Below are 25,564 nucleotides of genomic sequence, written 5' to 3'. Positions count from 1 at the left end.
GTCAGCGCCTCTGCTCCCGATCCTCGCGCTCGAGCACGGTCACCGGCGCAGTGCTCGGCGACGTGGGCTCGGCGCTCGCGATCCGGATGGTTCCGGTCGAGAGCGATGCGCCCACCTCGGCCTCGGCGACCTCGATGACCGATTCCTCGGCCTGGTCGCGGAGCTGCTCGGCGGCGTTCTTCGTCGAGAGCGGCTTGTTCCTGATGAACGCGATCGCGATGACGGCGATCACGGCGAGCGGGATCGCGATGATGAACGCATCGGCGATGCCGTGACCGTAGGCGCCTTCGACGATCGCGCGGATCGTGTCAGGGAGCTGGCCGACCTTCGGGACGTCGCCCGAAGCGAGGTGCTCCAGCGCGCTGACCTCGTCGGGCGTCGTCGGCACGAAGCCGTCGAGGCCGTCGGTGATGTAGCTGGCGACGCTGGTCGACAGGAGCGAGCCCATCACGGTCACACCGATGGTGCCGGCGATCGTGCGGAAGAAGTTGACGTTCGACGAGGCGGCACCCAGCTGCTGCGGGGCGGTGTCGTTCTGCACGATCAGGGTGAGGTTCTGCATGACCATGCCGAGACCGGCGCCGAGGACGAACATGTAGACGGCCACGAGCGGGAACGGGGTGTCGTAGCGCAGGGTCGCCATGAGGCTCACGCCGACCGTGGTCAGGACCGAGCCGGTCAGCATCCAGCCCTTCCACTTGCCGAAGCGGCTCACGAGCTGGCCGATGACGATCGACGCACCCATCTGGCCGATGATCATCGGGATGGTCATGAGGCCGGACTCGGTGGGCGTGGCGCCGCGGGCGAGCTGGAAGTACTGCGCGAGGAACACGGACGTCGCGAACATCGAGACGCCGATGGCGATCGACGCGATGACCGAGAGCGTGAAGGTGCGGTTGCGGAACAGCGACATCGGCACGATCGGCTCCTTGACGAAGAACTCGACCGTGATGAACGCGGCGATCGCGACACCGGCGGTCACGGCGAGCATGATGCTCGTCGAGGAGTCCCAGTCGAACTGGCTGCCGCCCATCGACACCCAGATGAGGAGCGTCGAGACGCCGACTGCGAGAAGCACGATGCCGAAGTAGTCGATCGACACCTTGGTGTCGCGCTGGGGCTTCGGCAGATGCAGCGTGAACTGCAGCAGCACGAGCGCCAGGATCGCGAACGGCACACCGACGAAGAAGTTGGAGCGCCACCCCCAGACGTCCGTGAGGAGTCCGCCGAGCAGCGGGCCGCCGATGGTGCCGAGGGCCATGATGCCGCCGACGACGCCCATGTACTTGCCGCGTTCACGCGGGGAGATGATCAGCGCGACGGCGATCATGACCAGCGACATGAGGCCGCCGACGCCGATGCCCTGCACGACGCGGACGGCGATGAGCATGTTCGTGTCGGTGGAGAATCCGGCGATCACGGTGCCCACGGTGAAGAGGATCAGGGAGATCTGGACGAGGATCTTGCGGTCGACCAGGTCGGCGAGCTTGCCCCAGATGGGCGTGGAGACGGCGGTCGCCAGCAGGCTCGCGGTGATGACCCAGGTGTACTGGGACTGGGTGCCGCCGAGGTCGGCGATGATCACCGGCATCGAGGTCGACACCACGGTGCCCGAGAGCACGGCGACGAACATGCCGACGACGAGGCCGGATATCGCGGTGAAGACCTCGCGCGGTGAGCGCACGGCCTCGGCTGCGGAGGAAGGTGAGGCGTTTGTCACGGGGTGAATGCTCCTGAATTGAAAGTTGACAAGGGTCAACTATACGCCTCTTAGTTGCGAAAGTGCAACTATCGACCTGGGGCAACGATCGACCGGATGCCGAGAGGCGCCGATGTCCCCGGTGCGTGCGACGATCTCCCCGTCGACAGGAGACGGGATGCGGGACGAAGCCACCGTGCTGCACGCCGATCTCGACGCCTTCTTCGCGTCGGTCGAGCAGCGAGACGCACCGGCCCTGCGCGGGAGGCCGGTGATCGTCGGGGGCGGCGTGGTCCTGGCGGCGAGCTACGAGGCGAAGGCCCGCGGCGTGCGCACCGCGATGGGCGGACGGCAGGCGCTGCGGCTCTGTCCGGATGCCGTCGTCGTCCCGCCGCGGATGGACGCCTACTCCACGGCGAGCAAGGACGTGTTCGCGATCTTCCGCGACACGACCCCGCTCGTCGAGGGCCTCTCGATCGACGAGGCGTTCCTCGAGGTCGGCGGGCTCCGGCGCATCGCGGGCACACCCGAGCAGATCGCCGAGCAGCTCAGGGAGCGCGTGCGCGCCGAGGTCGGCCTGGCCATCTCGGTCGGCGTCGCGAGGACCAAGTTCCTGGCCAAGGTCGCGAGCGCGGTCAGCAAACCCGACGGACTCCTCGTGGTCGAGCCCGACCGCGAGGAGGAGTTCCTGCTCCCCCTGCCGGTCGAGCGGCTCTGGGGAGTCGGCGCCGTGACCGCCGAAAAGCTGCACCGGCTCGGCATCCGCACGGTCGGACAGCTCGCCGAGCTCGAGGCGTCCGCGGCCGAGAGACTCCTCGGCAAGGCGACCGGCGCCCATGTGCATGCGCTGGCCCGGCTGCGAGACCCCCGCCCGGTCGACGCGACCCGACGCCGCGGCTCCATCGGCTCGCAGCGCGCCCTGGGCACCCGCCCGCGATCGGCCGAGGAGCTCGACGTCATCCTCACCCAGATCATCGATCGGCTCGGCCGCCGCCTGCGCGACGGCGACCGTGTCTGCCGCACCGTGGTGCTGCGTCTGCGCTTCGGCGACTTCACGAAGGCGACCCGATCGCGCTCACTCGGTGCGCCGACCGATCGCACGAACCGATTGCTCACCGTGGCACGGATGCTCCTCGTCGCGGCGCAGTCCGAGATCGCCGAGCGCGGCATCACCCTCATCGGCGTCTCGCTGTCGCAGCTCGACCGTGCCGACCGGGTGCAGCCGGAGCTACCGCTCGATGAACTCGGATTCAGCGACGGCGAGCGCCTCGACACGGTGCTCGACGCGGTCCGCGACCGCTACGGGGCGACCTCGGTCGCCCGCGCCGCGCAGCTCGGGCGCGATCCGGGCTGGTCCGCTCCGCTGCTGCCGGAGCACGAGTGACCCTAGAATATCGCTCGACTTACGATCTCCGAGTAGCCTCTCGGCCATGACCGATGACCGCACCACCATCTCTCGCGCCCCGATCTCGCGACGCACCGTCGTGACGAGTGCGGCCTGGTCGATCCCCCTGATCGCCGTCGCCGCCGCCGCTCCCCTCGCCGCCGCGTCCGTCGGCGGCGCCGACCTCGCCTCCACCCTCGGCACGCCGGTGGACACCGTCTTCGACACCGGGTTCGGCCCGATCTTGACGTTCTCGATGCCGACGCAGCTGACCATCGCCAACAACGGGACGATCGATTCCGTCGCCGGCACCACCGCCACCCTCGCTTACGACGGGTGGCTCTGGGCGCTCACCCCGAGCGGCACCGGTGTCACCGCGTCCGGGACGGCCGGCAGCCTCGTCCTCACGCTTCCGGCGATCACGGCAGGAGCCTCGCTGACGATCGATCTCGGCGTCGCACTACAACCGGATGCTGCCTTCGAGACGTCTGAGTGGGTTCCCATCTACAATCGCGACGACGACGCGACGGTGACGGTGACGATCGCGGGCGACGACATCACCGGAAACAACGGCGAGTTCCTCGTCATCCCCGTCGTGACGAACTGACCCCCCGCCCCGACGCGATGCCGCTCTGCGGAACGCTACTCGCGAGGGGATCCCGGCTCCGCGAGCACAGCCCGGGCCGCGAGTCCGATGATCGCGCTGTAGGTCGGATAGGCGAACCGCACACCCGCGAGCGTCGACACATCCACCCCGGCAGCCATCGCCGTCGTGACCGACTGGATGACCTCGATCGCGTTCTCCCCCACCGCATGGGCGCCGAGGATGAGCTGGCGGCGTCGATCGGCGATGAGCTTCAGGAAGCCGATCTCCCGGTCGTCGATCACCGCGCGCTCGAGGCTCGCATACGGCACCGAGACGACGACGCAGTCGGTGTCTCGCTCGCGCGCCTGATCCTCGGTGAGCCCCACTCCCGCGTAGTCGGGATCGGTGAACCCGCCGGCCGGGAGCAGATGGTGGGGGGTGCGACGGTTGGCACCCAGCACGGCGTTCTCCGCCGCAGCCTCGCCCTCGAACTGCGCGGCCTGCACCAGCATGTCCCGCCCGTTCGCGTCGCCGACCGCGAAGATGTGCGGCACGACGGTGCGGAAGTACCGGTCCGCGGGGATCGCGGAGCGCGCGATCTCGATCCCCGCGTTCTCCAGGCCGAGATCCTCGACGTCGGCCGGCCAGCCCGTCGCCATGATGACCGCGTCGAAGATCGACGAGCGCTCCTCGCCCGCCTCGCCCCACACGAGCCGGATCGCGTCGTCGTCCGCGCGCTCGAGACGGGTGACGGTCTCGATCCCGGTGCGCACATCGATGCCCTGTTCGGAGAACGCCGCCTCGACGGTCGCGGCGATCGCGGCATCCGACGCCATCAGCACCCGCGGTGCGGCGTCGAGGAGCGTGACCTCGGAGCCGAAGGACGAGAAGACGGTGACGAGCTGCGCGCCCGTGTTCCCCGCCCCGATCACCGCGACCCGGCGGGGCAGGGCCGGGAGCGACAGCACGTCTTCGGGGACCGTGGCGAGCTCGGCCCCGGGGACCGGCAGCCGCTTCGAGTGACCGCCGACGCAGATGAGGATCGAATCAGCCGTGAGACGTCGGCCGCTGTCCAGCACGAGCGTGTGGTCGTCGGCGAAGCGCGCTCGCCCCTCGTGGATCAGGTCGGCGCCGGCCGCCGCGAAGCGCGCCGCCTCCCGCTTGATCGATCGCACCCGGTCGACACGTTCGTGCACGCGCGCGACCGAGATGGCCCAGTCGATCTCCGGGGCACCGACGCGCACCCCGTAGTCGTCGGCGTGACGGGACTCGCGGAGAAGCCGCGCGGTCTTTGCCAGCACGCGGGTCGGAACGCACCCGGTATTGACGCAGGTTCCGCCGGTGCGTCCGGCCTCGAGCACGACCACGGTCGCACCCAGTTCGGATGCGCGCAGCGCGGCGGCCGTGCCGGCAGGCCCCGCTCCGATCACGGCGACGTCGTAATGATCCTTGAACTCAGGCATGCGCCGAGAGTATCGCGAGACGGAACCCCCTCTCGCGATAGGAGCTGGTGACACTATCTAGTGTCGCCAGTTAACTAAATCGCGTAGGGTGTCCTTCATCGAGCCGGGGGCCCGTCCCCCCGCCGTTCCGTTCGAAGGAGAACCCATGACATCGCTCGACGACCACCGTGACGCTCTCGCGCATCCCCCGATCGAGTACCGTCCGGAGCTGCGCTGGTGGCTGGCCGAAGGCCTGCACACCGACGCCACGCTGCGCGACGAGATCGACACCGCGCACCGTCTCGGCTTCGGCGGGATGGAGTTCCTCGCCATGGACGAGGGCGACATCGACCACGCTCGTTACGGCTGGGGCTCGGAGGAATGGGTGCACGACTCCGCCATCGTGGTGGCCGAGACGACCGCACGGAACATGTCGGTGAGCTTCACCTCCGGCACGAACTGGTCGAACGCGAACCTGCCCACCATCGATCCCGATCACCCCGCAGCCGCCAAGGAGCTCAACGTCGAGGTCGAGGAGGTCGGCCCCGGCGCCCGCCGCCAGGGCGCACTCCCCCGCGTCGACCTGAACGCGGAGCGCCGCGGGTCGAACCTCCCCGGGCACCGCGTGGCGCCGCGCGAGCAGCACCTGGTCGCGGTCGTCGCCGCACCCGCGCTCACCGACGACGGCGCCGCGATCGACGCCGGCGCGATCGTCGATCTCACCGCGCAGGTCGAGGGCGAGACGCTCGACTGGACCGCTCCGGATACCCGCGACTGGCGCCTCTTCGTGTTCTGGTCGCACGGCACCGGGCAGACCGCGTCGCCCTCGGCATCCGTCAACTACACCGTGAACTACCTCGACCGCGCCGGCGTCGACGCGGTCATCGACTACTGGCGCGATGTCGTGCTCACCGACGAGCTGAAGGCCGACATCGCGAAGAACCCGCGCGCGCAGATGTACATGGACTCGCTCGAGCTCACCCTCTGGGGAGCGGGCGGCATGTTCTGGGGAGACACGGTCGCCGACGAGTTCCGCACCCGCCGCGGCTACGACATCGCGCCCTGGCTGCCGTTCCTCATCCGGCAGACGGGGATGTTCGTCGCGACCACGGTCTACACGTATGAGCCCGACGAGGCGCACCGTGTCGACGTCGAGAAGGTGCGCTTCGACTACGTGCGCACGCTGACCGACCTGTACATCGACAACATGCTGCGCCCTTTCGCGGACTTCCTGCACGAGAACGGACTGCTGCTGCGCGCCGAGATCAGCTACGGGCTGCCGTTCGAGCTCACGCGACCCGGCGTCGCGGTGGACGGCATCGAGACCGAGTCGCTCGAGTTCGCCTCGCAGATCGACGCGTACCGGATGCTGGCCGGCCCCGCGCACCTGTTCGGCAAGCAGTACTCGTCCGAGACCGGCGCCACCACCCGCAACCACATGCTCGACCACCGGTTCTACGATCAGATCATCAACACGCAGCTCGCCGCGGGTATCACCAAGACCGTGCTGCACGGATGGGCGAGTCGCGCGGGCGGCGAGCACGTCACGGAGTGGCCGGGCCACGAGGGCATGTGGCCGCTGTTCTCGGAGCGCTTCGACACGCGTCAGCCAGGCAGCGAGTTCTACCCCCAGTGGAACGAGGCGATCGGGCGCTTCCAGTACCTGCTGCGGCAGGGCCGGCCGCGCATCGACGTCGGCATCCTCCGCACCGACCACTTCATCGACAATCTGCTCGGCATCGCGGCCGTCGATGCCGACGGCAACCGTGTCGTCGACGAGGATGCCTACGGCCGACTCTGGATGCGCAACCGCGAGAACCAGTGGTGGCAGGACCTCGGGATGCAGGATGCCGGATGGACCTACGAGTTCTTCGACGGCTCGCTGCTCGCGCATCCGGAGGTCCGCTTCGACGGCGAGGTCGTGCAGCCCGAGGGCCCGGGGTACCAGGCGCTCATCATCTACCAGGAGGCGCTCGACCCCGATGTCGCCCGGCTCCTTCGGGAGTGGGCCCGGAACGGACTGAAGCTGCTCATCGTGAACGCCACGCGCGAGGTGAAGGTGCAGATGGAGCGCACCTTCACCGTCACCGAGCGTGCGGCCGTGCGCACCCCCGGTCTCGACGGCCGCGATGCCGAGCTGGCCACCACCCTCGCCGAGCTGCGCGCGCTGCCGAACGTCGCAGAGGTCTCGGAGCCCTCGGGCACCATCGGGGCACTGCGAGAGCTGGGCGTCATCGGTCGTGCCGAGTTCGCCGAGGACGATCCGAACATCCTCACCTACCTCCGCGAGGACGGCGATCTGCTGCACCTGTACGTCTACCACTTCCTCTACGAGACCGGCACGACGACCGAGGTCGAACTCCGGGTACCCGGCGAGGGAGTCGTGCACCGGATCGACGCCTGGTCGGGCGACATCCATCCGCACTCCGGCGTCGCGCACGTCGACGGCCGCACGCGGATCTCGCTCTCCCTCGCCCCCGGCGAGACGGCCCTGTTCACGATCGACCGATCCGCCCCCGCATCCGGGAGCGCTCCGGTCGAGCCCACCGAGGTGGCCGAGCTCGCGAACTGGTCCATCGTGGTGGAGAGCTGGGATGCCGGCGAGAACGAGCTCATCGTGGAGGACCGCGGACTCGGCTACGAGACGCGGGAGGTGCTTCCGCACACAGCCGTGACGCGCCTGCCGGTCCCCGGATCCGCCCTGCAACCCTGGACCCGGCTGGAGGGCGTCGGCGCCGCGGTCTCGGGGATCGCGACCTACACGACGACGGTGCGGGTGGAGGAAGTGGATGCCGCGAGCCGGCGGTACCTGCTCGATCTGGGCTCGACGAACGGCGGACTCGGCTCCGTCGTCGTCGGCGGCGGGGTCGCGCGCGGCTTCGACACCTCCCGTCCTGTCGTCGACATCACCGGTGACCTCGTCGTCGGTGAGAACACGGTCGTGGTGCGCGTGTCCAGCTCGTTGAACAACCGCCTCATCGCCCGCGGGTACTACGACCAGCTCGCGGACATCGCCCTGCGCGCACTCGGCCTGGAGGGTTACCAGACCACGCGCGTGCGCGAGCACGGCCTGGTCGGGCCGGTCCGCCTGGTGTCGCTTCCTCGCCAGGTGTGACCTGGGATGATGAAGACCGAGGAGGTTCCATGAGCGAGAGAGCACCGGCATCCGATGTCGAGCTGGCGTCGCTGCTGCCTCCGGATCCGCTCGACCTGCGTCGCTCGGTGACCTCGATCGTGCACTGGGCCGACAGTCGCGAAGTGCGCCTGGAGGTGATGGAGGCGATCGGATTCCCCTTCGACGACATCCCGATGTTCCTCGTCGTCAACCAGCTCGCCTATCGCGGGGCGCTGCGTCCGACCGATCTGGCCTCCGTGCTCGGCACGACCAAGGCGAACATCAGCAAGATCGTGCGCCGACTCGAGGCCAGCGGCCATGTCGCGCGGGTCGACTCCCCCTACGACGAGCGCAGCGTGCTGGTCGCGCTGACGCCGGCTGGCCGGGAGATCGGTGTGCGCATCGTGTCGCGCGCAGCCGAGAAGCTCACCGACAGCCTCGCCACCTGGTCGGCCGACGACGTCGAGGCCTTCCGGCGGCTGCTCGCCCAGTTCAGTCGAAGCGCTCTGCTGCAGCTGCCTCAGCCGACTCCGTCGGCGTGGAGCGGGCCCGAACCCGATCACGAGAGTCCAGCGGCACCCTCGCGTTCAGCACGATGAGCGCGACGGCTCCCACGGCGGCGATCACGGCGGGGATCCAGAACAGCTGCGGGATGCCGAGCCACGTCGCCCCCACGCTCCCCGCGAATCCGCCGACCGCCGCGTTGATCGCGTAGGCGCTGAGGAAGACGCTGGAGGCCATGCCGACCCGCGTCGGGACCAGGCGCTGCGCCACCGTGATCCCGAGCACCCCGAACGTCGCGATCACGCCGGACATCAGCAGCTGCCCGACGACCAGCGGCACGAGGGGCGCGTCGACCAGAGAGGCCGACGCATAGGAGACGTGCGCGCCGATGGCGAGGGCGGCTCCGACGACGAGCACGCGCGCGATGCCGAACCTGCTCGCCAATCGCGCGGCGAGCGGCATCAGCAGCAGCTCGAGGAGGGGCTGCAGGCCGATGATCGCGCCGCGCACGCCGGCGTCGACGCGAAGCTCCCCGTCCATGTAGAGAGGCAGGTAGGCGAGCTTCACCGTCTCACCGCACATGATGAGGATGTAGATGCCGGTGAAGATCACGAGGGGAACGATCGAGTGCTGCCGAGGCGTGGCGGACGTCGGCGTGCGCGCCGGCTCTCCGACGAACGGAGGACTCTTCTTCACACCGATCAGGGGGACGAGGGACAGCAGCACGCAGATCCCGGTCACGAAGAGCAGGGGGCGCAGCCCCAGCACCGCGCCGAGGACGGCACCGAGCACCGGACCGATGATCCAGCCGAATGCCATCGCCATCCGGATCACCGCGACGACCTCGTTGTCGGCCGGGGTGGGCGACCGATTCAACTCGTCGCGGACCGCTGCCTGCAGCTGCGCGGCTCCGGCTCCGGCCGCGCTGAGGAGGATCGCGTTGATGACGAACGGCATCCACGCCTGCATCGCGACGGCCATCAGCGTCCAGCCGACGAACCCCGCAAGCACCGAGAGCCGGAAGACCAGCAGCCGGGAGCCCGCGCGATCGGACAGCGTCCCCACCACGTATCCGACGATCGGAGCCGTCAGGTTGGTCAGGAAATAGAGGCCCGCCTGCGCCTCCGTGAGGTGCAGCTCTCCGACGAGGAACAGGGTGATCTGCGGGATGGTGAGGGAGATGCCGATGCCCGAGATGACGAGGCTGACGAAGGATCCCCGAAGAAGCCGGGAGCGGAGGATGTATCGCGTCGCCGAGACCGGGTGGCCGGTCGAACCTATGGCAGGAGACTGCTGGGCCGTCACGCAGGACCGTCCTTGACTTCACGGAGTGGGAGAACAGAGTACTCCGAATGGTATCAATGTGGGCTTGCAGTGGACTCTGCTGGCCGCAACCTCAGTCGAGCTCGGACTCGCCGCCCGCGGGAGACTCGAGGAGCGGACCGGTGGGCGACTCGACACCGCGCGTCAGGTCCTGGAGGTGCCGCACGAGGTCGCCGTCCTCCAGCTCGGCGCCACGACCGGCCACGCTCTTCGACACGATCTGGCTCGCTGGTCCGATCAGGAACTTGGCCGTGACGACCGAGCCGTCGTCCTCGCGAACCGGGATCTCGACGATCTCCGCGCGCACCTCGTCACCCAGCGCGCGGCCGTACGCCAGCAGGGCATCCGCGATCTCGTCGCCCGTCAGGAATTCCTCGCCGCCGTACATGATCAACTGCATGATCCCGTTCTACGTCATCGCCGCCCGAACCCCGCACCCCTTGCCCGGGGGCCGCGCTGCTGCTAGCGGCGGCAGCGGCGCGATGCGAGTAGCGTTGGCGCATGCCGGAACGTTCGCGGGAGAAGCAGCGGGTCTCGTCGGCCGGTCGACTCAGTCGAGAGCTGATCGTCACGACGGCCCTCGGGCAGATCGACCGTGACGGCGCGTCGATCCTGTCGATGCGATCGCTCGCACAGGAGCTCGGTGTCGAGGCGATGTCGCTGTACCGCTATGTGCACGGCAGAGAGGATCTGCTGGAGGGCGTCGTCGCGCTCCTCATGGACGACCTGACGATGAGTCTCGATGACGAGCTGACCGAGCACTGGCAGGGCTTCCTGCAGACGCTGGCCCATCGCGTGCGGCGGATCGCGATCGATCACCCGCGGGCGTTCCCGTTGATCGCCACCCGTCATCCGGCCGCGCCCTGGCTGCGCCCGCCGCTCCGGAGCGTCGAGGTCGTCGAGATGTTCCTCCGCACGCTCATCGAGCAGGGATTCTCCGACCGGCAGGCGGTCGACACGTACCGCTCCTTCAGCAGCTTCCTCCTCGGGCAGCTGCTCCTGGAGTCCGCCGTGCGCGGTGCGGAGATCAGTCCTCTCGAGGAGACCCTCGACGAGGGCGGCGCGGACATCCCGGAGAAAGACGGACAGGAGCAGGTCGACGACGACGCGCAGATCGTCCGACTCCGCCCGCTGCTGAGCGAGGACCGCAGCGACGAGGAATTCGAGGCGTCTCTCGAGAGCCTGCTCGATCGTCTCAGCGGTGAGCTCTCGCAATAGGCTTACACTGTAATCTCACTTACGATGTAAGTCCGCAGAGCAGGAGTCAACACGCACGATGGGGCGATTCATCTATGAGGGCAGCGTCAAGACCGAGATCGAAGACCGCGCGCTGACCCACCTTCAGCTGGTCATGACCGCGAAGCTCCGCCGCGCGGAGCCGTTCAACTTCACGTGGCGCGAGGATCTCAGCGTCGGCGGCGGCCGCACGACCGTCTGGGTGCACGCGCGGAGCTCGCTCGTCTTCAAGTACAGCGGCAGCCGACAGCCGGCGATCAACCGCGAGTGGATCGAGGCTCTCGCCTTCACCGCGAACGCGCCGAGCGGTCTGTATCTCGTGCCGGAGCCCGCGGAGCAGAATCCGGCCGAACGGGTCGACGTCCCGACCTGAGCGGCGATCGCTCGCGACGGCCTACCAGGCGTAGGCCTCCGGAGCCTGGCCGCCGGGGCCGGGGAAGATCTCTTCGAGTCGGCCGAGGTCCTCTGCGGTCAGCGTGATCTCCAACGCGGACACGGCGGACTCGAGCTGCGCGACCGTGCGCGGCCCGATGATCGGACCGGTGACGGCAGGCTGGTGCAGCAGCCAGGCGAGGCCGAGCGCGGAGGGTGCCCAGCCCCGCTCCTTCGCGAACAGCTCGTACGCATCGACCTTGTCGCGGTGAGCGGCACGCATCTCGGCCGCCCTCCCCGTGTTCGATCGGGCGTTGGCATCCGATGATCCGCCGCTCAGCAGACCTCCGGACAGCGGCGACCACGGCAGGATGCCGAGGCCGTAGTTCTGCGCCGCGGGGATGACCTCGAGTTCGATGGAGCGCTGGGCGAGGTTGTACAGCGACTGCTCGCTCACGAGCCCGAGGAAGTGGCGCTGCTGCGCGATCTCGTTCGCCTGCGCGATGTTCCACGCCGCGAAGTTCGAGCTGCCGGTGTAGACGACCTCGCCTCGGGCCACGAGCACCTCCATCGCCTGCCACAGCTCCGGCCAGGAGATGTGGCGGTCGATGTGGTGGAACTGGTACAGGTCGATCCGGTCGGTCTGCAGTCGGCGCAGCGAGCCGATCGCCTCCCGCCGCACCTGCCAGGCGGACGCACCGCGCGCGTTGGGCCGGTCGCCGCTCGCATCAGGGGCGACCATCGGGGAATGCACCTTGGTCGCCAGGACGATGTCGTCGCGCACCCCGGGGCGCGCCGCGAACCACCGACCGATGATCTCCTCGGTCGCACCTCGACCCGCCGACCCGCCGTAGGCGTTCGCCGTGTCGAAGAAGTTCACCCCCAGCTCGAGGGCGCGATCCATGATCGCGAACGACTCCTCCTCCGAGGTGCGGTCGCCGAAGTTCATCGTGCCCAGCACGATCCGTGAGACCGACGTACCCGTGCGACCCAGCTGCGTGTAGTCCATGGTTCCCGAGCCTATTGAGAATCGGGGCTGCGCGCGCCCCCCTGCACCGCTCTGCGAGGATGATCGGATGATCACCGTTCACCTGCGCTATGAGATCGACCCCGACAAGCTCGACGACTTCACCGAGTACGGCCGCACGTGGATCCGACTGGTCGCGAAGCACGGCGGCACCCACCACGGCTACTTCCTGCCGAGCGAAGGCGACAGCGATGAGGCCTTCGCGCTGTTCACCTTCCCCTCGCTCGCCGAGTACGAGGTCTATCGCACGGCGTCGAAGACCGATCCCGAGTGCGTGGAGGCGTTCGACTTCGCGCGCAGGACGCAGTGCATCCGCCGCTACGAGCGTCGATTCCTCAGCCCGGTCTTCGACTGAAGCGCCCTAGGCGCCGCGCCTGACCGCTACCACCATCTCCTCGCCGCCTTCCAGGCTGGACCAGGAGGAAGCGTCGAGGTGAAGACCGAAACGGGCGACGACTTCGGTGATCATCCTCTGCACCCGCACGGTGCCGTTCTCGGTGAAGATGTCGTCGATCTCGACCTCGAACGCGTCGTAGGAGAGGGGTGCGCGAAGCGACTCGGCATCGGCGGCACCGATCAACTGCATGGGGTGCCGAGCGGGGGCACCGGGATGGGCGGGCTCACCGACCATCACGCGGAAGTAGTTGATGGCACGCTTGGCTGAGCCGCGCACGTCCTGCAGCATGGGAGCAGGCGCATCGCCCTGGCTCGGGAACATCGGGTCCATGGCCGTGCCTTTCGGTGTCACTTCAGGATGCCATGTCCTGGCTCGCCCGCGGAGCGCGCGTGAGCGGCAGCTGACCCAGAGTCCCGGAACCGGCGGGTCAGTCCTTCGCGGCGAGTTCGTCACGAAGCAGGGCGGCGCCGGCGCTGAGCGCGCGCAGCTTCCCGCGTGCGACGTCACGAGACAGCGGTGCAAGGCCGCAGTTCGTGCTCGGGATGAGCTTGTCCGCGTCGACGAAGCGGAGCGCGTTCCGGAGGGTGTCGGCGACCTCCTCCGGGGTCTCGATCGCGTCGCTGGCGACATCGATGGCTCCGAGCATGACCTTCTTGCCGCGGATGAGCTCGATGAGATCCAGGGGGACGTGCGAGTGGTGGCTCTCCAGCGAGATGGTGTCGATGCTCGAGCTCTGGAGCAGCGGGAAGGACTTCTCGTACTGGCGCCACTCCGCCCCGAGGGTCGCCTTCCAGTCCGTGTTGGCCTTGATCCCGTACCCGTAGCAGATGTGCACCACGGTCTCGGCGCGCAGCCCTTCGGCCGCCCTCTCGAGCGCCGCCACGCCCCAGTCCTGCACGTCGTCGAAGAAGACGTTGAACGCCGGCTCGTCGAACTGGATGACGTCCACCCCGGCCGCCTCGAGCTCCTTCGCCTCCTGATTGAGGATCGTCGCGAACTCCCACGCCAGCTTCTCGCGGCTCTTGTAGTGGCGATCGTAGAGCGTGTCGATCATCGTCATCGGACCGGGCAGCGCCCATTTGATGGGCTGATCTGTCTGCTGGCGGAGGAACTTCGCATCCTCCACGAACACGGGCTTCTCGCGGCTCACGGCGCCGACGACCGTCGGCACGCTGGCGTCGTAGCGGTCGCGGATCCGGACCGTCTCCCGCTGGTCGAAGTCGACGCCGGAGAGATGCTCGATGAACGTCGTGACGAAGTGCTGGCGGGTCTGCTCCCCGTCGCTGATGATGTCGAGGCCGGCCTGGCGCTGCTCCTGGACGGTGATGCGAAGCGCATCCTGTGCGCCCTCGGCCAAGGCGTCGCCCTGCAGTTTCCAGGGAGACCAGAGCGTTTCCGGCGCGGCCAGCCAGGACGGCTTCGGCAGGCTGCCGACGATCGAGGTGGGAAGAAGCGTGTTCATGGTCGGCGATTCTCCGTCAGTCATCCGACAGGAACGAGGGAGCCGGCGGCCCACCGCTCGAGCAGGTCGCCGTGCGGCTTCATGAGGTGCTCGTCCGCATACTTCCCCTGCTCGGTCGCGAGCCGGCTGCGCTCGTCGCGGTCGTAGGCGATCTTCGTCACCGAGTAGTCCTGCTGCTCGAGGGTCGGCTGATAGACGCTCGCCGCTGCCGAGTTCGCGTTGTAGATCTCCGGCCGGTAGATCTTCTGGAAGGTCTCCATCGTGCTGATCGTGCCGATGAGCTGGAGGTTCGTGTAGTCGCCGAGCAGATCGCCGCGGAAGTAGAAAGCCAGCGGCGCGACGCTGCCGCGCGGCATGAAGTACCGGACCGAGAGCCCCATCTTGCCGAAGTAGGCATCGGTCAGAGAGGGGTCCTTCTGCTCGTACTCCACGCCGAGGATCGGGTGATGGTTCTCGGTGCGACGGTAGACCTTGCTCGTCGAGACGCTGATGCAGATCACGGGCGACACCGTGAAATGCTCCCGATAGGTGTCCGAGTCGAGGAAGTGCTGGAAGAGCTTGCCGTGCAGGTCGCCGAAGTCATCCGGAACGCTGAACCCTCCTGCAGCCGCGCTGGCCGCCGGCAGCCGCACGCTGAAGTCGAAGTCGCGGACGTAGGACGAGAAGTTGTTCCCCACGATCCCGTGACTGCGCCGTCCGGTGAGACGGTCGACGATCTGGATGTCGAGGACCTCGAGCAGCGGGAAGTCCTGGTCCTCACCGTCGGCGGCGAACTGCACCGCCACCGAGACGATCTCGAGTTCGAGGGTGTAGCGGTCCGCGTTCAGGTTGTCCCAGTGCGCCAGATCGTTGAACCGGCGGTCGATCATCGTCAGGGCGTTGCGCAGATTCTGCTGACGATGCTCCCCCCGCGCCAGGTTGGCGAAGTTCGTGGTGATCCGCGAGTTCTCCGATGGCGTGTAGTCCTCGTCGAAGCGGGTCGTCGTGATGCGGAACGTGAAGTCGTCTGCCATGAGGGGCCAATCGGGGGTGGTCGGCCGGGCTCGGCCTCACGGAAAGGTGTCCCTCCATCGTGCGCCCAGAGTGCCCCCATCGAGTAATGCGCGGTGACTATGCCGTGCCATAGGCTGTCGCTATGGCACGGCGCTCGAGCGGCATCACTCTGCAGCAACTCACGTACTACATCGAGGTCGCCGCGGAGGGCTCGATCAGCGCTGCCGCCGACCTGCTCTACGTCGCCCAGCCCACCATGTCCGCGGCGATGAAAGACCTCGAGAGCAGGGTGGGGCGCGCGCTCCTCCTCCGCTCGGCCCGCGGCGTGACGCTCACCACCGACGGCGTGGAGTTCCTCGGATACGCGAGGCAGGTCGTCGAGCAGGTGGCGCTCCTCGAACAGCGATACCTCGGTCGGCCGCCGTCACGACGCCTGCTCGGGGTGTCGACCCAGCACTACTCGTTCGCGGTCGACGCGCTCGTGCGGATGGTGAAGGCGACCTCGGCGGACGAGTACGAGTTCTCGCTGCGCGAGACGCGGACGTGGGACATCATCGAAGACGTCCGCACGCTCCGCAGCGAGTTGGGGATCCTCTACCGGAACGACTTCAACCGCAGCGTGATCGACAAGCTCCTCCGCGACTCCGGGCTCGCGTTTCATCCGCTCTTCGTCGCGGAGCCGCACATCTTCATCTCCCGCAAGAACCCCCTCGCCGCCCGAGATCACGTGACGCTCGCCGATCTCGCCGACGTGCCGAGGCTCACCTTCGACCAGGGTGCGAACAACTCGTTCTACTTCGCCGAGGAGATCCTGTCCACCCTCTCGAGTTCGCGGGACATCCGCGTCTCCGACCGCGCGACCATCTTCAACCTCATGATCGGGCTCGACGGCTACACCATCTCGACAGGCATCATCAGCGACGACCTCGACCCCGAGATCGTCGCCATCCCGCTCGAGGTCGACGAGCACATCGAGATCGGCTGGATCGGCCACTCCGCGATCCCCCTCACCGAGCAGGCGCAGCGCTACCTCGCCGAGCTGCGGACGGTCGTCTCCGGTTTCGGGGTGGAACTGCTCGGGTGAGGTCGTTCGGGTTGACTCGATCCCGAGCCCGGGACCCGCCCGGACGCTCGATGAGAGAGTGTCGCGCCTGCGCGCTGCAGCGAGCCTACTGACCGTCGCGCCGCCCGTGCCTCGAGCCGCGTGCACGGCCACCGCCGCGGCGCCGGACCTGCCCGACCTGATACGTGAGCAGCACTGCTGAGCCCAACACCAACGACCCGACGAGGATCCATTGGGGTGCCGAGTAGTCGGCGCTCACCTGGACCGCCCTCGTCAGCAAGCCGATCATGTACCCGAACAAGACGGCGCAGACCCCGAGCATGACGCGATGGAACCGTATCCCCCGCTGATCGATCGATCCCACCATGGGTCGAGGGTACTCTGCGTCAGATGCCGTCGCCCTCGGACCGGTTCGACTCCGAGCGAGCCCGTGATCGCTTGGTGAGCCCCTTCTTTCTTCCCTGTCTGGCCGTTTACCGACGATAAGACCACTTATCGCAGTTATCCGTCGCAGACCCAGCTCCCGCAGACGGTTATCCGCCGGCAACCGCGTCCCACCACAGCAGGACACCACAACGACGAGACCCGGAAGATCGCCGGCACTGAGCGGAGTCCTCATCGGCGAACTCCCGACCTAGTCAGGTGGTTGACGAATGTTCGACGACCCGAGAGACGAAGACGTGGGGTCGCCACCTGAGTGACGGCCCCACGTCCTTATCATCCCTGCATCAGTTGGAAGGCGGGGTTCCGCCGCCGCTCGGTCCGCCGCCCATGCCACCGGATGCCGCCTGCTGCGTCACGCTGTTCGCGTAGTCGTTGGTGGGATCCCGATAGATGGTGTGAACGTGTCCCCATCCTGATGTGCTGACTCCGTCGACGTCGGCGCCGGCCGACCCCTGCTGCGCCTGGAAGGCGACGTACACGTTCGGACCCGAGATCGAGAACGAGATGCCATCGCCCGTGCTCATGTCGTACGTCGTCTCACCCGACCATGCGATGACGGTGTCATCGAGAGTCGCCTCGATCTCGGCGAGAGCCTCGGTGGTCGTCTCCTCATCGGCGATCCCGACCCAGTTGGCGATCACCTCGAGCAGCAGCTGCTTCTGCTCGTCGGTCAGATCCGCTCCGGTGAGACCTGCCCCCGTGGCGAAGTCGCAGGTGTCGCCCGGGGCGCACATGCTGACATCGCCGGAGGTCAGGGTCGCCTGCTGATCGGCGGTGAGACTGTCGAAGAACGCGAAGGCGTCGGTGTAGATGCCGTCGAACGGCTGCACCTCTTCACCGTCCTCGTTCGTGTAGACCGCCGGCTGCACACCGAGGTGGGTGGGCGCGAACGTGATCGCGTCAGCGGTACCGTCGAGCGTCGCGTTGATGCCGAGGTGGTGACCGCCGAACTGCACCTCCCATGCGGACGTGTCCGACGGGTCGCCGAAAAATGCGATGTAGTACTGGCCGAGTGAGGTCTCGGTGCTGCTGCTGTTCTCGAGCAGATACTCGTCACCGCCCATGATGGCGGTGACCGTCTCATAGCCTTCGTCGCTGAGCAACGCCTCGAGGACCTTCATCGCCGCAGCCTGCTGCTCTTCGGTGAGATCGGTGAGGTTCAGGCCGGCGCGTTCGACGAAGGTGACGGGGAAGTTCGACCAACTGGTCGTCTTCGACTCGTCGTCGAAGTCATAGAGCACTGCGTCGCGCTGCTCGTCGGTGAGTGTGGCGAGGAACGCCTCGGCGGCCGCGGCGGTCGACGAGATCGTCTCGGCGGTGGTGGTGGCGTCCTCGGTCGTGGTCGTCGTGGACGTCGACGACGACGTGCTGGACGACGCGGACGACGAGGACGACGTCCCGGTGTCGGTCGACGCCACGGTCGTGGCGCATCCGGTCAGGGCGATCGACATCAGGACGATGCCGGCGCCGACCGAGAGGAAGGGGTTCGCACGGCGGCGCGCGGTGCCGTCGTTCGCCGTGCGGCGGGCGGTGGAGAGCGAGGTGATCTTGTGCATGTACACGAGTGTGCCGAGCGATCCCAAGTCGCCCCTATGTCGAACCTTGGCGGTTCCTATGAGACCGGATCCGGACGCCGCAGCGGCAATCGCACTGTGAACACGGTGCCGCGCTCGTCGGTGTCCACCGAGATGTCGCCGCTGTGCGCAGTGACGATCGCCTGCGCGATCGACAGTCCGAGGCCGGTGCTCCCGGCGCTGCGACTTCGGGAGTGGTCACCCCGCGCGAACCGGTCGAAGAGTCGGTCGCGCACTGTCGGATCGATGCCGGGCCCGTCGTCGGCCACGCGGATCACCGCATCCGTCTCGTCGCGGATGAGCGTGGTGGTCACCTCTGTCCCGGCCGGAGTGTGCACGAACGCGTTGCGCAGGAGGTTCGCGAGAACCTGACGGATGCGGTTCGCGTCTCCAGGAACCTCGATCAGCTCATCGGAGACATCGAGGAGCCAGTCATGCGTGGCGTCAGCGGCGTGGGCGTCACTCACCGCGTCGACCGCGAGCATCGTCAACTCCACGCGTTCGTCCCTCAGCGTCTGTCCGGAATCGAGTCTCGCCAGAAGTAGCAGATCGTCGACGAGCGCACCCATGCGTTCGGCCTCCGATTCGATGCGATCGAACGATCGCTCCTGGGTGGGCGTCATGGGCGCCTGCTCGCGCAGCGAGAGCTGCGCATAGCCCCGGATGCTGGCGAGCGGGGTCCGGAGCTCATGACTGGCGTCCGCGATGAAGAGCCGCAGCCGTTCCTCGCTGCGCTGCCTGGCCGCCAGGGCCGACTCGATGCTCGCCAGGAGATCGTTCAGAGATGATCCGACGCGCCCGACCTCGGTGTCGGGATCGGTGTCGGTGACCCCCACGCGTTCCGGGATGTCGACGGCGCCCTCGGCCATCCTGCGGGCGGAGGCGCGCTGTGCGACCGCCGCGACGCGATCGAGCGGGCGCAGATTCCGCCGCACGAGAATCGAAAGACCGACCACGGCAGCCACAAGCGTCAGCCCGGCGACGATGGCCAGGATGCTCGTGAGCGCGGTCGTCGTCGCGGTGGCGTCATCCAGCGGGAGGCCCGCGACCACCGTCTCACCACCGACGACCTGCGCCGCCACACGGAACGAACCGAGGCCATCCTTCAGATCCACCGTGTACGGGCCTTCACCGTTCGCGAACGCATCCGCGAGGATCGCGATCTGCGCGTCGGTCAACTCGACTTCGGTGCCGTCCGCCCCGGTGTAGCCGGAACTCAGCGCCGCGCCGCTGCTGTCGAGCACGGCCTGAAGAGAGCCGACGCGTGGCGCGGGTCCTTCGTCGGGCGCGACGGCCCCGGGTGGAAGATCCGGCCCCTGTGCATCGGGATCTCCGTCCGGCCCTATGACGAGAGTCAACGCCTCGGCGACCTGCTGATCGACACGTTCAAACACGAACGACCGCAGCGAGATGATCGTGGCGACACTCGTGATGACGAAGGCCGCGGCCATCAGCATGCTGATGCCGATCACGAGCTTTCGCCGAAGAGTCCACCGTCGGCGCGTCATGTCGACGGCTTGATCGCGTATCCGACTCCGCGAACCGTGTGGATCATGGGGGCGCCGATCGTGTCGATCTTCTTACGGAGGTAGGAGATGTAGATCTCCACGACACTGCCGTTGCCGCCGAAGTCGTAGCTCCACACCTGCTCGAGGATCTGCGTCTTGCTCAGCACGCGGCGTGGATTCTGCATCAGGTAACGGAGCAGTTCGAACTCCTTGGCGGTGAGTTTGACCGCCGTACCGGCGCGCTCGACCTCGTATGTGTCCTCGTCGAGTGTCAGGTCCCCGACGCGCAGGCGCGAGTCGGAGTCGATGCTCACCGCGACGTGGCGACGAGCCATCCCTCGAAGGCGCACGATCACCTCCTCGAGGTTGAACGGCTTGGTCACATAGTCATCACCCCCGGCGGAGATCCCGGCGATCTTGTCTTCGACCGCGTCCTTCGCGGTCAGGAAAAGCACGGGCACGTCATTGCCGGAATCGCGCACCCGCGAAAGCACCTGCATGCCGTCGAGTCCGGGCATCATCACATCGAGGACGATGAGATCCGGTTCGAACGTGCGGATGACGTTCAGGGCCTCCTGCCCGTTCGCGGCCGTGCGGGCATCCCAACCTTCGTTTCCCATCGCCATCCGGAGCAGCTCGCTGAGATTGGCTTCGTCGTCGACGACGAGGGCGCGGATCGGGGCCCCGTCGGGACGGGTGAGACGCGCGGGCCTCGATGCGGAATCGCTCATGACGCAAGCTTCGCGGGTTCGGCGAGAGAGCGCCAGCCTCGTGTCGTCATGGGCGTCCGGTCACGACGCCGGCACCTCCGTCCCGACCGCGAGCGGTCGGTCGGCGACCACAGGACGCATGACGAGGGTGGTGTTGAGCCGTTGAACCCCCGGGAGCGTACTGAGCTGCTCGTCGTACACAGCCTGGAAGTGCTCGAGATCGCGCGCCAAGACCCGCAGCAGGTAGTCCGGCTCCCCGAACAGCCGGTCCGCCTCGACGACCTGCGGGATCGACCCGACGGCCGCTTCGAACGCCGCGATGACCTCTCGCGTCGCCTCGCGCATGATCACGAAGACGAGTGCCTGGAAGCCGAGCCCGACCGTCGCGGGGTCGATGATCGCTCGGTAGCCGGTGATCACACCGCCTCGTTCGAGTTCCCTGAGTCGCCGATGGCACGGCGACACCGTCAGCTGCACTCGATCCGCGAGTTCGGTCAGCGTCTGGCGACCGTCGCGCTGCAGTTCGGAAAGGATCTTCCTGTCGATGGCATCCATGTCCTAATTCTTCCACGTCTTCCGCATATATCCGCAGAAGTTGGAATCCTATTGCCGAGGATCGCGAATAGTCTTGCTCCATGACTGAGACCGGACATCGCAGCGGGGCACCGAGGAGCGGATCGTGAACCCCCTCGCGATCCTCGCCTTCTGGGGAGTCTCGGCGCTCTTCGTGATCACGCCGGGTGCGGACTGGGCCTACGCGATCTCAGCCGGTCTGCAACGGAAGGTACTGCCCGCGGTCCTCGGGCTCCTCACCGGGCACCTCGTCGCCACCCTGATCGTCGCCGCGGGTGTCGGCACGCTGATCATGAGCATCCCCGGTGCGCTGACCGTGCTCACGCTCGCGGGCTCTCTGTACCTGGTCTGGCTCGGGGTATCGACGCTCCGGCACCCGTCCGTAGTGCGCGCCGACGACGGTCGGGCATCCGGGTCGGCCTGGCGCTGGTGGGCGAAGGGATTCGGCGTGAGCGGCCTGAATCCGAAGGTGTTCCTGCTCTTCCTGGCGGTGCTGCCTCCTTTCACCGACCCCACCTCGCCCTGGCCGCTCGCAGTGCAGATCATCGTCCTCGGACTCGTCCATGTGGCGAGCTGCGCCGTGATGTACCTCGTCGTCGGTTTCGGTTCGCACCGGCTGCTGCGAGCTCGGCGAGGCCGACGCGACGGTCGCCGAGATCCTGGGCGTCGCGGTGGGCGCCCCCGTACTCAACATCGTCCGTCTGCGGCTGGCCGACGGAGTCCCGATCTCCATCCTCGAGAACACCCTGCCCGGAGAGTTCACCGACCTCACCGCCGAAGACTTCGAGAAGCAGGGGCTGTACCAGCTGCTGCGCATGCGCGGTGTCACGATGCGCGTCGCCAAGCAGCGCATCGGCGCACGCGCCGCGACGGCCCGTGAGAGCGAGCTGCTGAAGCTGCCGAAGCACGCGGCACTGCTGACGATGTCGCGCACGGCCTTCGACAACTCAGGTCGGGCGGTCGAGTACGGCCACCACGCCTACGCTCCCGACCTCTACACGTTCGAGATCACGCTCGTCGACAAGTAGGCCGCGCGTCAGTCTGCCGGGATCCGTCCGACCCGCTGAGCGATCGACTCACCGGACTTGTCCGCGGCCCATCCGACGAGAGCACCGCAGAAAGCGGAGTAGAGACGGCGGCCCACCTGCTCCTCGGTGAGACCGACCGTGTTCAGGAGATCGAAGATCTCACGCGGGTCGAACATGATGTTCCAGAGGAAGAGGCCCTCGTCGGCCGGGTCATCCACTCCGAGCTCTTCGGATGCCTCGGCGATGGCGGGCAGCAGCGCGTCACCCTGCACCGTGAGGTACTGCGTCGATGCGCGCAGACGCTCGAGATACCCCTGCTCGGAACGCGTGTGGACCATCGCGCCTCCGTGCTTCACGACCAACCCGACCCAGTAGCCGCACACGGCCTCGAGCTTCGCGAGACCGTGCTCCAGGGTATGACCGGCCATCATCCACGGTCCTGATGACGGCGACGGGGCGACACTGGTGGGCCTCGCACGGGTGATCCAGCCGTTCGCCGACGTCTCGTTCGCGAACCTCAGCAGCAGCGAGGCGGCGCTGCGCGCCGCCGGCGTGCAGCTCATCCAGGGCATCGACTTCGAGGCGATCCGTATCGACAGCGATTGGATGTCGGATGCGGCCGAACTGCAGCTGACCCATCTGAAAGACCGTCGGCATCACCCGGTCGCGTTCGCGCACCCGGCGTCAGCGGGACTCCGCGAGTTGGCCGAGCGGAAACGCGAGATCACGAGTGCACGGGCTCAGCAGCTCGGGCTGACGCTGACGAGCACGGTGACGGTCGGACAGGACCGCAGCGACACGGCACGACGGGTGAAGCGCTGGCGGTCCGAGAACCCGCAGGTGACCGCTGTCGTCTGTTTCAACGACCATGTGGGACTCGCCATCCTCGCCGCACTCTCCGACAACGCGATCGCGGTTCCGCGCGAGATCGCGGTCATCGGGACCGATGACGCTCCGAGCGCCCAGTACTCGATCCCGGCGATGACGACCCTCCGCTCCGATGCGACCGCCGGCGCGGCGCAGCTCACGCGTGCGGTCGTCTGCGCGCTGAACGGTCAGAAGCCTCCGCTCATCCCTCCGCACACCTTCACGATCGTCGAGCGCGACTCCACCTGAGACCGACCTCACGGTCGGACGTGCGCGTGAGACCGGTCGCGCCGGACGCGCGACCGGTCTCACTCCGCGTCTACTTCACCGATCCGGCGGTGAGCCCGCGGACGAAGTACTTGCCGAGAGCGAGATACAGGATCACCGTGGGCGCCGCCACGAGGATCGCGCCGGCCATCAGCTCCGAATAGTCGACGGTCGTCGTGCCGATCATGTTGTTGAGGGTGACGGTGGCGGGCCAGACCGCGGGCGACGACAGGATGAACGCGAAGAGGAAGTCGTTCCAGATGTTCGTCACCTGGAAGATCCCCGCCACCACGAATCCCGGGATGGACAGCGGCAGGAACACACGGGTGTACGTCCGCCAGATGCCGGCGCCGTCGACCGCCGCGGCTTCGACCAGGGCACTCGGGATGCCCTCGTAGTAGTTGCGGAAGATCAGCGTGGTGATGGGCAGGCCGTAGATGACGTGGACGATGATCAGGCCGACGATGGTTCCCTGGAGGTGCAGCGCGCTGAGGAACTGGAACAGGGGGATGATCACGGACTGGAACGGGATGAACATCCCGACGAGGAGGATCGTGAACAGCGCCGTCGAGTACCGGAACGGGAACTTCGAGAGGATGAACCCGTTGAAGGACCCGATCAGGCACGACAGCGCCGCGGCCGGGATCGTGATCTGCAAGGAGTTCAGCAGCGAACCATGCAGCTTGTCCCATGCGCCCGTGAACGCCTCGAAGCTCGGCTGATCCGCGAACGCGAGGAAGAACTGCGGTGCACCCGTCGATCCGGCGAGCGCGGTGGCGATGATCACGTAGACCGGGACGAGCATCCCCAGCAGACCGAGGGTGCAGATGGCGAGAACCACCCACTCCCCCGCCGTTCGCGGACGGCGGCCCGCTTCTCCGGTGTCGAGGCGCCGCCGCTTGCGCGGAACGCTGATCGCACGCGTGTCGAGCGTGCCTGTGGGCGTCGTGACCGACATCTCACGGCCTCCGTTCTTTGCGGTAGCCCCGGACGAGATAGGGCACGATCACGCAGAGCGTGAGGATGAGCAGGACGATCGCCATCGCCGAGGCCTTGTCGTAGCGGCTCGCGAGGTAGTTGTAGATGTAGATGCCTGGCACGTCCGTGACGAATCCGGGTCCGGAACCGGACATCGAGACGACGAGATCGAAGATCTTCAGGGCGACGTGCAGCAGCAGCACGAAGCACGTCACCGTGGCCGGCCACAGCTGCGGGAGCGTGATGAATCGGATGCGCTTCCATGCGTTCGCACCGTCGACCGACGCCGCTTCGAGCTGCTCCTCGGGGATCGCGGCGAGTCCGGCCAGGTACATGGCCATCGCGAACCCGAGCAGCTGCCAGGCCGCCGCGAAGATGATCGGGAGCATCGCCACGGGCACACCGAGCTGCACCTTCAACCAGTCCGAACCGTCAGGCGTGTTGACCGCTCCGAGGATCGTCGTGTCGGTCATCCACCCCGGTGGATTCTCGACGCCGAAGAACGTCAGAACCTGATTGATGCCCGTCGACGGTGCGAAGATCCACCGCCACGCCACGCCGGTGACGATGAACGAGAGCGCGTAGGGCAGGAGGAACACGGTGCGGAAAAGGCCGCGCGCGACGACTACATGATGGATGAGCAGCGCCCAGATCAGTCCGCCGAGCACGGCGAGAAGGAGGAAGAACACCGTGAACACGATCAGGTTGCGGATGCTCGCCTGGAATCGCTGCTCGTTGACGAGTTCGAGGTAAGTGCCTCCCAACGGCTCGCGGACCGAGAGGTCGCGCGACGTGCCGACCTTCCAGTTCGACAGCGAGATGTAGATCGTCGTCCCGATGAAGACGTAGACGAAGATCAGGCTCACGAGCATGGTGGGCGCGAACGCGAGCGCAGCACGTCGCTGCGTTCGCACTCCGTGGTGGCGGGTTCGCCTCCGCGGAGTCTTCGGCGGAGGCGATTGTGCGTGGATCGCGCCGCCGACGCGGCTGCTCGAGGCAGCCGCGTCGGTGG

25 protein-coding genes and 1 pseudogene are annotated in these 25,564 nt (G+C 67.5%); 11 read left to right on the top strand and 15 right to left on the bottom strand.

Features of this window, described 5'->3' with window-relative positions; genetic code table 11:
* Position 1 precedes the first annotated feature (1 nt).
* Positions 2 to 1,720 (bottom strand): DHA2 family efflux MFS transporter permease subunit, encoded by a 1,719-nt coding sequence (locus tag MRBLWH11_RS08825; RefSeq protein ID WP_341947589.1) that lies wholly within the window; start codon positions 1,718 to 1,720, stop codon positions 2 to 4.
* Positions 1,721 to 1,877: 157 nt separating this feature from the next.
* On the opposite strand from MRBLWH11_RS08825, the gene dinB reads away from it, so the two are divergent.
* Positions 1,878 to 3,083, top strand: a complete 1,206-nt coding sequence (gene dinB / locus MRBLWH11_RS08820) for a DNA polymerase IV (protein ID WP_341947588.1) — start codon at positions 1,878 to 1,880, stop codon at positions 3,081 to 3,083.
* Between the two features lie 46 nt (positions 3,084 to 3,129).
* Complete coding sequence (locus tag MRBLWH11_RS08815; protein WP_341947587.1) at positions 3,130 to 3,690, top strand: hypothetical protein; 561 nt, start codon at positions 3,130 to 3,132, stop codon at positions 3,688 to 3,690.
* Positions 3,691 to 3,725: 35 nt separating this feature from the next.
* On the opposite strand, the gene MRBLWH11_RS08810 is transcribed toward MRBLWH11_RS08815, so the two are convergent.
* The gene (locus MRBLWH11_RS08810) at positions 3,726 to 5,132 is read right to left on the bottom strand and encodes an NAD(P)/FAD-dependent oxidoreductase (RefSeq protein ID WP_341947586.1); all 1,407 of its coding nucleotides are present in this window, start codon (positions 5,130 to 5,132) and stop codon (positions 3,726 to 3,728) included.
* A gap of 145 nt (positions 5,133 to 5,277) precedes the next feature.
* Between MRBLWH11_RS08810 and MRBLWH11_RS08805 the strand changes: the two genes are divergently transcribed.
* Both MRBLWH11_RS08805 and MRBLWH11_RS08800 read left to right on the top strand, forming a co-directional pair.
* Complete coding sequence (locus tag MRBLWH11_RS08805; RefSeq protein WP_341947585.1) at positions 5,278 to 8,226, top strand: glycosyl hydrolase; 2,949 nt, start codon at positions 5,278 to 5,280, stop codon at positions 8,224 to 8,226.
* 29 nt (positions 8,227 to 8,255) lie between these two features.
* Positions 8,256 to 8,825, top strand: a complete 570-nt coding sequence (locus MRBLWH11_RS08800; RefSeq protein WP_341947584.1) for a MarR family transcriptional regulator — start codon at positions 8,256 to 8,258, stop codon at positions 8,823 to 8,825.
* On the opposite strand, the gene MRBLWH11_RS08795 is transcribed toward MRBLWH11_RS08800, so the two are convergent.
* Together MRBLWH11_RS08795 and MRBLWH11_RS08790 are read right to left on the bottom strand one after the other, a co-directional pair.
* Positions 8,719 to 10,035: an MFS transporter gene (locus MRBLWH11_RS08795; protein WP_341947583.1), complete on the bottom strand. Its 1,317-nt coding sequence runs from the start codon at positions 10,033 to 10,035 to the stop codon at positions 8,719 to 8,721. The two genes, MRBLWH11_RS08800 and MRBLWH11_RS08795, sit on opposite strands and share 107 nt — an antisense overlap.
* Positions 10,036 to 10,126: 91 nt before the next feature.
* On the bottom strand, positions 10,127 to 10,453 hold the full coding sequence (locus tag MRBLWH11_RS08790) for a hypothetical protein (protein WP_116635492.1): 327 nt from the start codon (positions 10,451 to 10,453) through the stop codon (positions 10,127 to 10,129).
* A gap of 101 nt (positions 10,454 to 10,554) precedes the next feature.
* On the opposite strand from MRBLWH11_RS08790, the gene MRBLWH11_RS08785 reads away from it, so the two are divergent.
* Entirely contained in the window at positions 10,555 to 11,271 is a 717-nt protein-coding gene (locus MRBLWH11_RS08785) for a TetR/AcrR family transcriptional regulator C-terminal domain-containing protein (RefSeq protein WP_341947582.1), read from the top strand.
* Positions 11,272 to 11,329: 58 nt separating this feature from the next.
* Complete coding sequence (locus tag MRBLWH11_RS08780) at positions 11,330 to 11,662, top strand: ATP-dependent DNA ligase (RefSeq protein ID WP_116635490.1); 333 nt, start codon at positions 11,330 to 11,332, stop codon at positions 11,660 to 11,662.
* Between the two features lie 21 nt (positions 11,663 to 11,683).
* Here MRBLWH11_RS08780 and MRBLWH11_RS08775 read toward each other — a convergent pair whose 3' ends face one another.
* Positions 11,684 to 12,670 (bottom strand): aldo/keto reductase, encoded by a 987-nt coding sequence (locus tag MRBLWH11_RS08775; protein ID WP_341947580.1) that lies wholly within the window; start codon positions 12,668 to 12,670, stop codon positions 11,684 to 11,686.
* A 67-nt stretch (positions 12,671 to 12,737) separates the two neighbouring features.
* On the opposite strand from MRBLWH11_RS08775, the gene MRBLWH11_RS08770 reads away from it, so the two are divergent.
* Positions 12,738 to 13,043: an NIPSNAP family protein gene (locus MRBLWH11_RS08770; RefSeq protein WP_116635488.1), complete on the top strand. Its 306-nt coding sequence runs from the start codon at positions 12,738 to 12,740 to the stop codon at positions 13,041 to 13,043.
* 6 nt (positions 13,044 to 13,049) lie between these two features.
* Here MRBLWH11_RS08770 and MRBLWH11_RS08765 read toward each other — a convergent pair whose 3' ends face one another.
* The 3 genes from MRBLWH11_RS08765 to MRBLWH11_RS08755 all read right to left on the bottom strand — a co-directional run bounded on the left by MRBLWH11_RS08765 (position 13,050) and on the right by MRBLWH11_RS08755 (position 15,560).
* The gene (locus MRBLWH11_RS08765; RefSeq protein WP_116635487.1) at positions 13,050 to 13,415 is read right to left on the bottom strand and encodes a hypothetical protein; all 366 of its coding nucleotides are present in this window, start codon (positions 13,413 to 13,415) and stop codon (positions 13,050 to 13,052) included.
* Between the two features lie 97 nt (positions 13,416 to 13,512).
* A complete protein-coding gene (locus MRBLWH11_RS08760; protein WP_341947577.1) occupies positions 13,513 to 14,547 on the bottom strand; it encodes a methionine synthase in 1,035 nt (344 codons plus the stop codon).
* Positions 14,548 to 14,567: 20 nt separating this feature from the next.
* The gene (locus tag MRBLWH11_RS08755) at positions 14,568 to 15,560 is read right to left on the bottom strand and encodes a DUF1852 domain-containing protein (protein ID WP_341947575.1); all 993 of its coding nucleotides are present in this window, start codon (positions 15,558 to 15,560) and stop codon (positions 14,568 to 14,570) included.
* Between the two features lie 122 nt (positions 15,561 to 15,682).
* Between MRBLWH11_RS08755 and MRBLWH11_RS08750 the strand changes: the two genes are divergently transcribed.
* Positions 15,683 to 16,624: a LysR family transcriptional regulator gene (locus MRBLWH11_RS08750; RefSeq protein WP_116635484.1), complete on the top strand. Its 942-nt coding sequence runs from the start codon at positions 15,683 to 15,685 to the stop codon at positions 16,622 to 16,624.
* A gap of 707 nt (positions 16,625 to 17,331) precedes the next feature.
* Here MRBLWH11_RS08750 and MRBLWH11_RS08745 read toward each other — a convergent pair.
* The 4 genes from MRBLWH11_RS08745 to MRBLWH11_RS08730 are packed head-to-tail and all read right to left on the bottom strand — an operon-like array spanning position 17,332 to position 21,394.
* On the bottom strand, positions 17,332 to 18,603 hold the full coding sequence (locus MRBLWH11_RS08745; RefSeq protein ID WP_341947574.1) for a DUF3500 domain-containing protein: 1,272 nt from the start codon (positions 18,601 to 18,603) through the stop codon (positions 17,332 to 17,334).
* Positions 18,604 to 18,659: 56 nt separating this feature from the next.
* Positions 18,660 to 20,129, bottom strand: coding sequence for a HAMP domain-containing sensor histidine kinase (locus tag MRBLWH11_RS08740; RefSeq protein ID WP_341947573.1), 1,470 nt, complete (start codon positions 20,127 to 20,129; stop codon positions 18,660 to 18,662).
* Positions 20,126 to 20,860, bottom strand: a complete 735-nt coding sequence (locus MRBLWH11_RS08735) for a response regulator transcription factor (RefSeq protein WP_341947572.1) — start codon at positions 20,858 to 20,860, stop codon at positions 20,126 to 20,128. Before MRBLWH11_RS08735 ends, MRBLWH11_RS08740 begins: the two co-directional genes overlap by 4 nt.
* A 60-nt stretch (positions 20,861 to 20,920) precedes the next feature.
* Positions 20,921 to 21,394, bottom strand: coding sequence for an Lrp/AsnC family transcriptional regulator (locus MRBLWH11_RS08730; RefSeq protein ID WP_341947570.1), 474 nt, complete (start codon positions 21,392 to 21,394; stop codon positions 20,921 to 20,923).
* A gap of 124 nt (positions 21,395 to 21,518) precedes the next feature.
* Here MRBLWH11_RS08730 and MRBLWH11_RS08725 point away from each other — a divergent pair.
* Positions 21,519 to 21,995, top strand: a pseudogene (locus MRBLWH11_RS08725) (LysE family translocator); the annotation flags it as partial.
* Between the two features lie 88 nt (positions 21,996 to 22,083).
* Complete coding sequence (locus tag MRBLWH11_RS08720) at positions 22,084 to 22,440, top strand: UTRA domain-containing protein (RefSeq protein WP_341947569.1); 357 nt, start codon at positions 22,084 to 22,086, stop codon at positions 22,438 to 22,440.
* Positions 22,441 to 22,448: 8 nt separating this feature from the next.
* Here the strand turns inward: MRBLWH11_RS08720 and MRBLWH11_RS08715 are convergent, their stop codons facing one another.
* Entirely contained in the window at positions 22,449 to 22,871 is a 423-nt protein-coding gene (locus MRBLWH11_RS08715; RefSeq protein ID WP_341947568.1) for a hypothetical protein, read from the bottom strand.
* A 34-nt stretch (positions 22,872 to 22,905) separates the two neighbouring features.
* On the opposite strand from MRBLWH11_RS08715, the gene MRBLWH11_RS08710 reads away from it, so the two are divergent.
* Positions 22,906 to 23,556, top strand: coding sequence for a substrate-binding domain-containing protein (locus MRBLWH11_RS08710; RefSeq protein ID WP_341947567.1), 651 nt, complete (start codon positions 22,906 to 22,908; stop codon positions 23,554 to 23,556).
* Between the two features lie 70 nt (positions 23,557 to 23,626).
* On the opposite strand, the gene MRBLWH11_RS08705 is transcribed toward MRBLWH11_RS08710, so the two are convergent.
* Positions 23,627 to 24,532: a carbohydrate ABC transporter permease gene (locus MRBLWH11_RS08705; protein WP_341947566.1), complete on the bottom strand. Its 906-nt coding sequence runs from the start codon at positions 24,530 to 24,532 to the stop codon at positions 23,627 to 23,629.
* A gap of 1 nt (position 24,533) precedes the next feature.
* A complete protein-coding gene (locus tag MRBLWH11_RS08700) occupies positions 24,534 to 25,466 on the bottom strand; it encodes a sugar ABC transporter permease (RefSeq protein WP_341947565.1) in 933 nt (310 codons plus the stop codon).
* Positions 25,467 to 25,564: the final 98 nt, after the last annotated feature.

The sequence above is a fragment of the Microbacterium sp. LWH11-1.2 genome (assembly GCF_038397745.1).
Classification (GTDB): Bacteria; Actinomycetota; Actinomycetes; order Actinomycetales; family Microbacteriaceae; genus Microbacterium.
The sequence above is the reverse complement of the archived record's forward strand: the minus strand, read 5'-3'. Positions and strand labels throughout refer to the sequence as shown.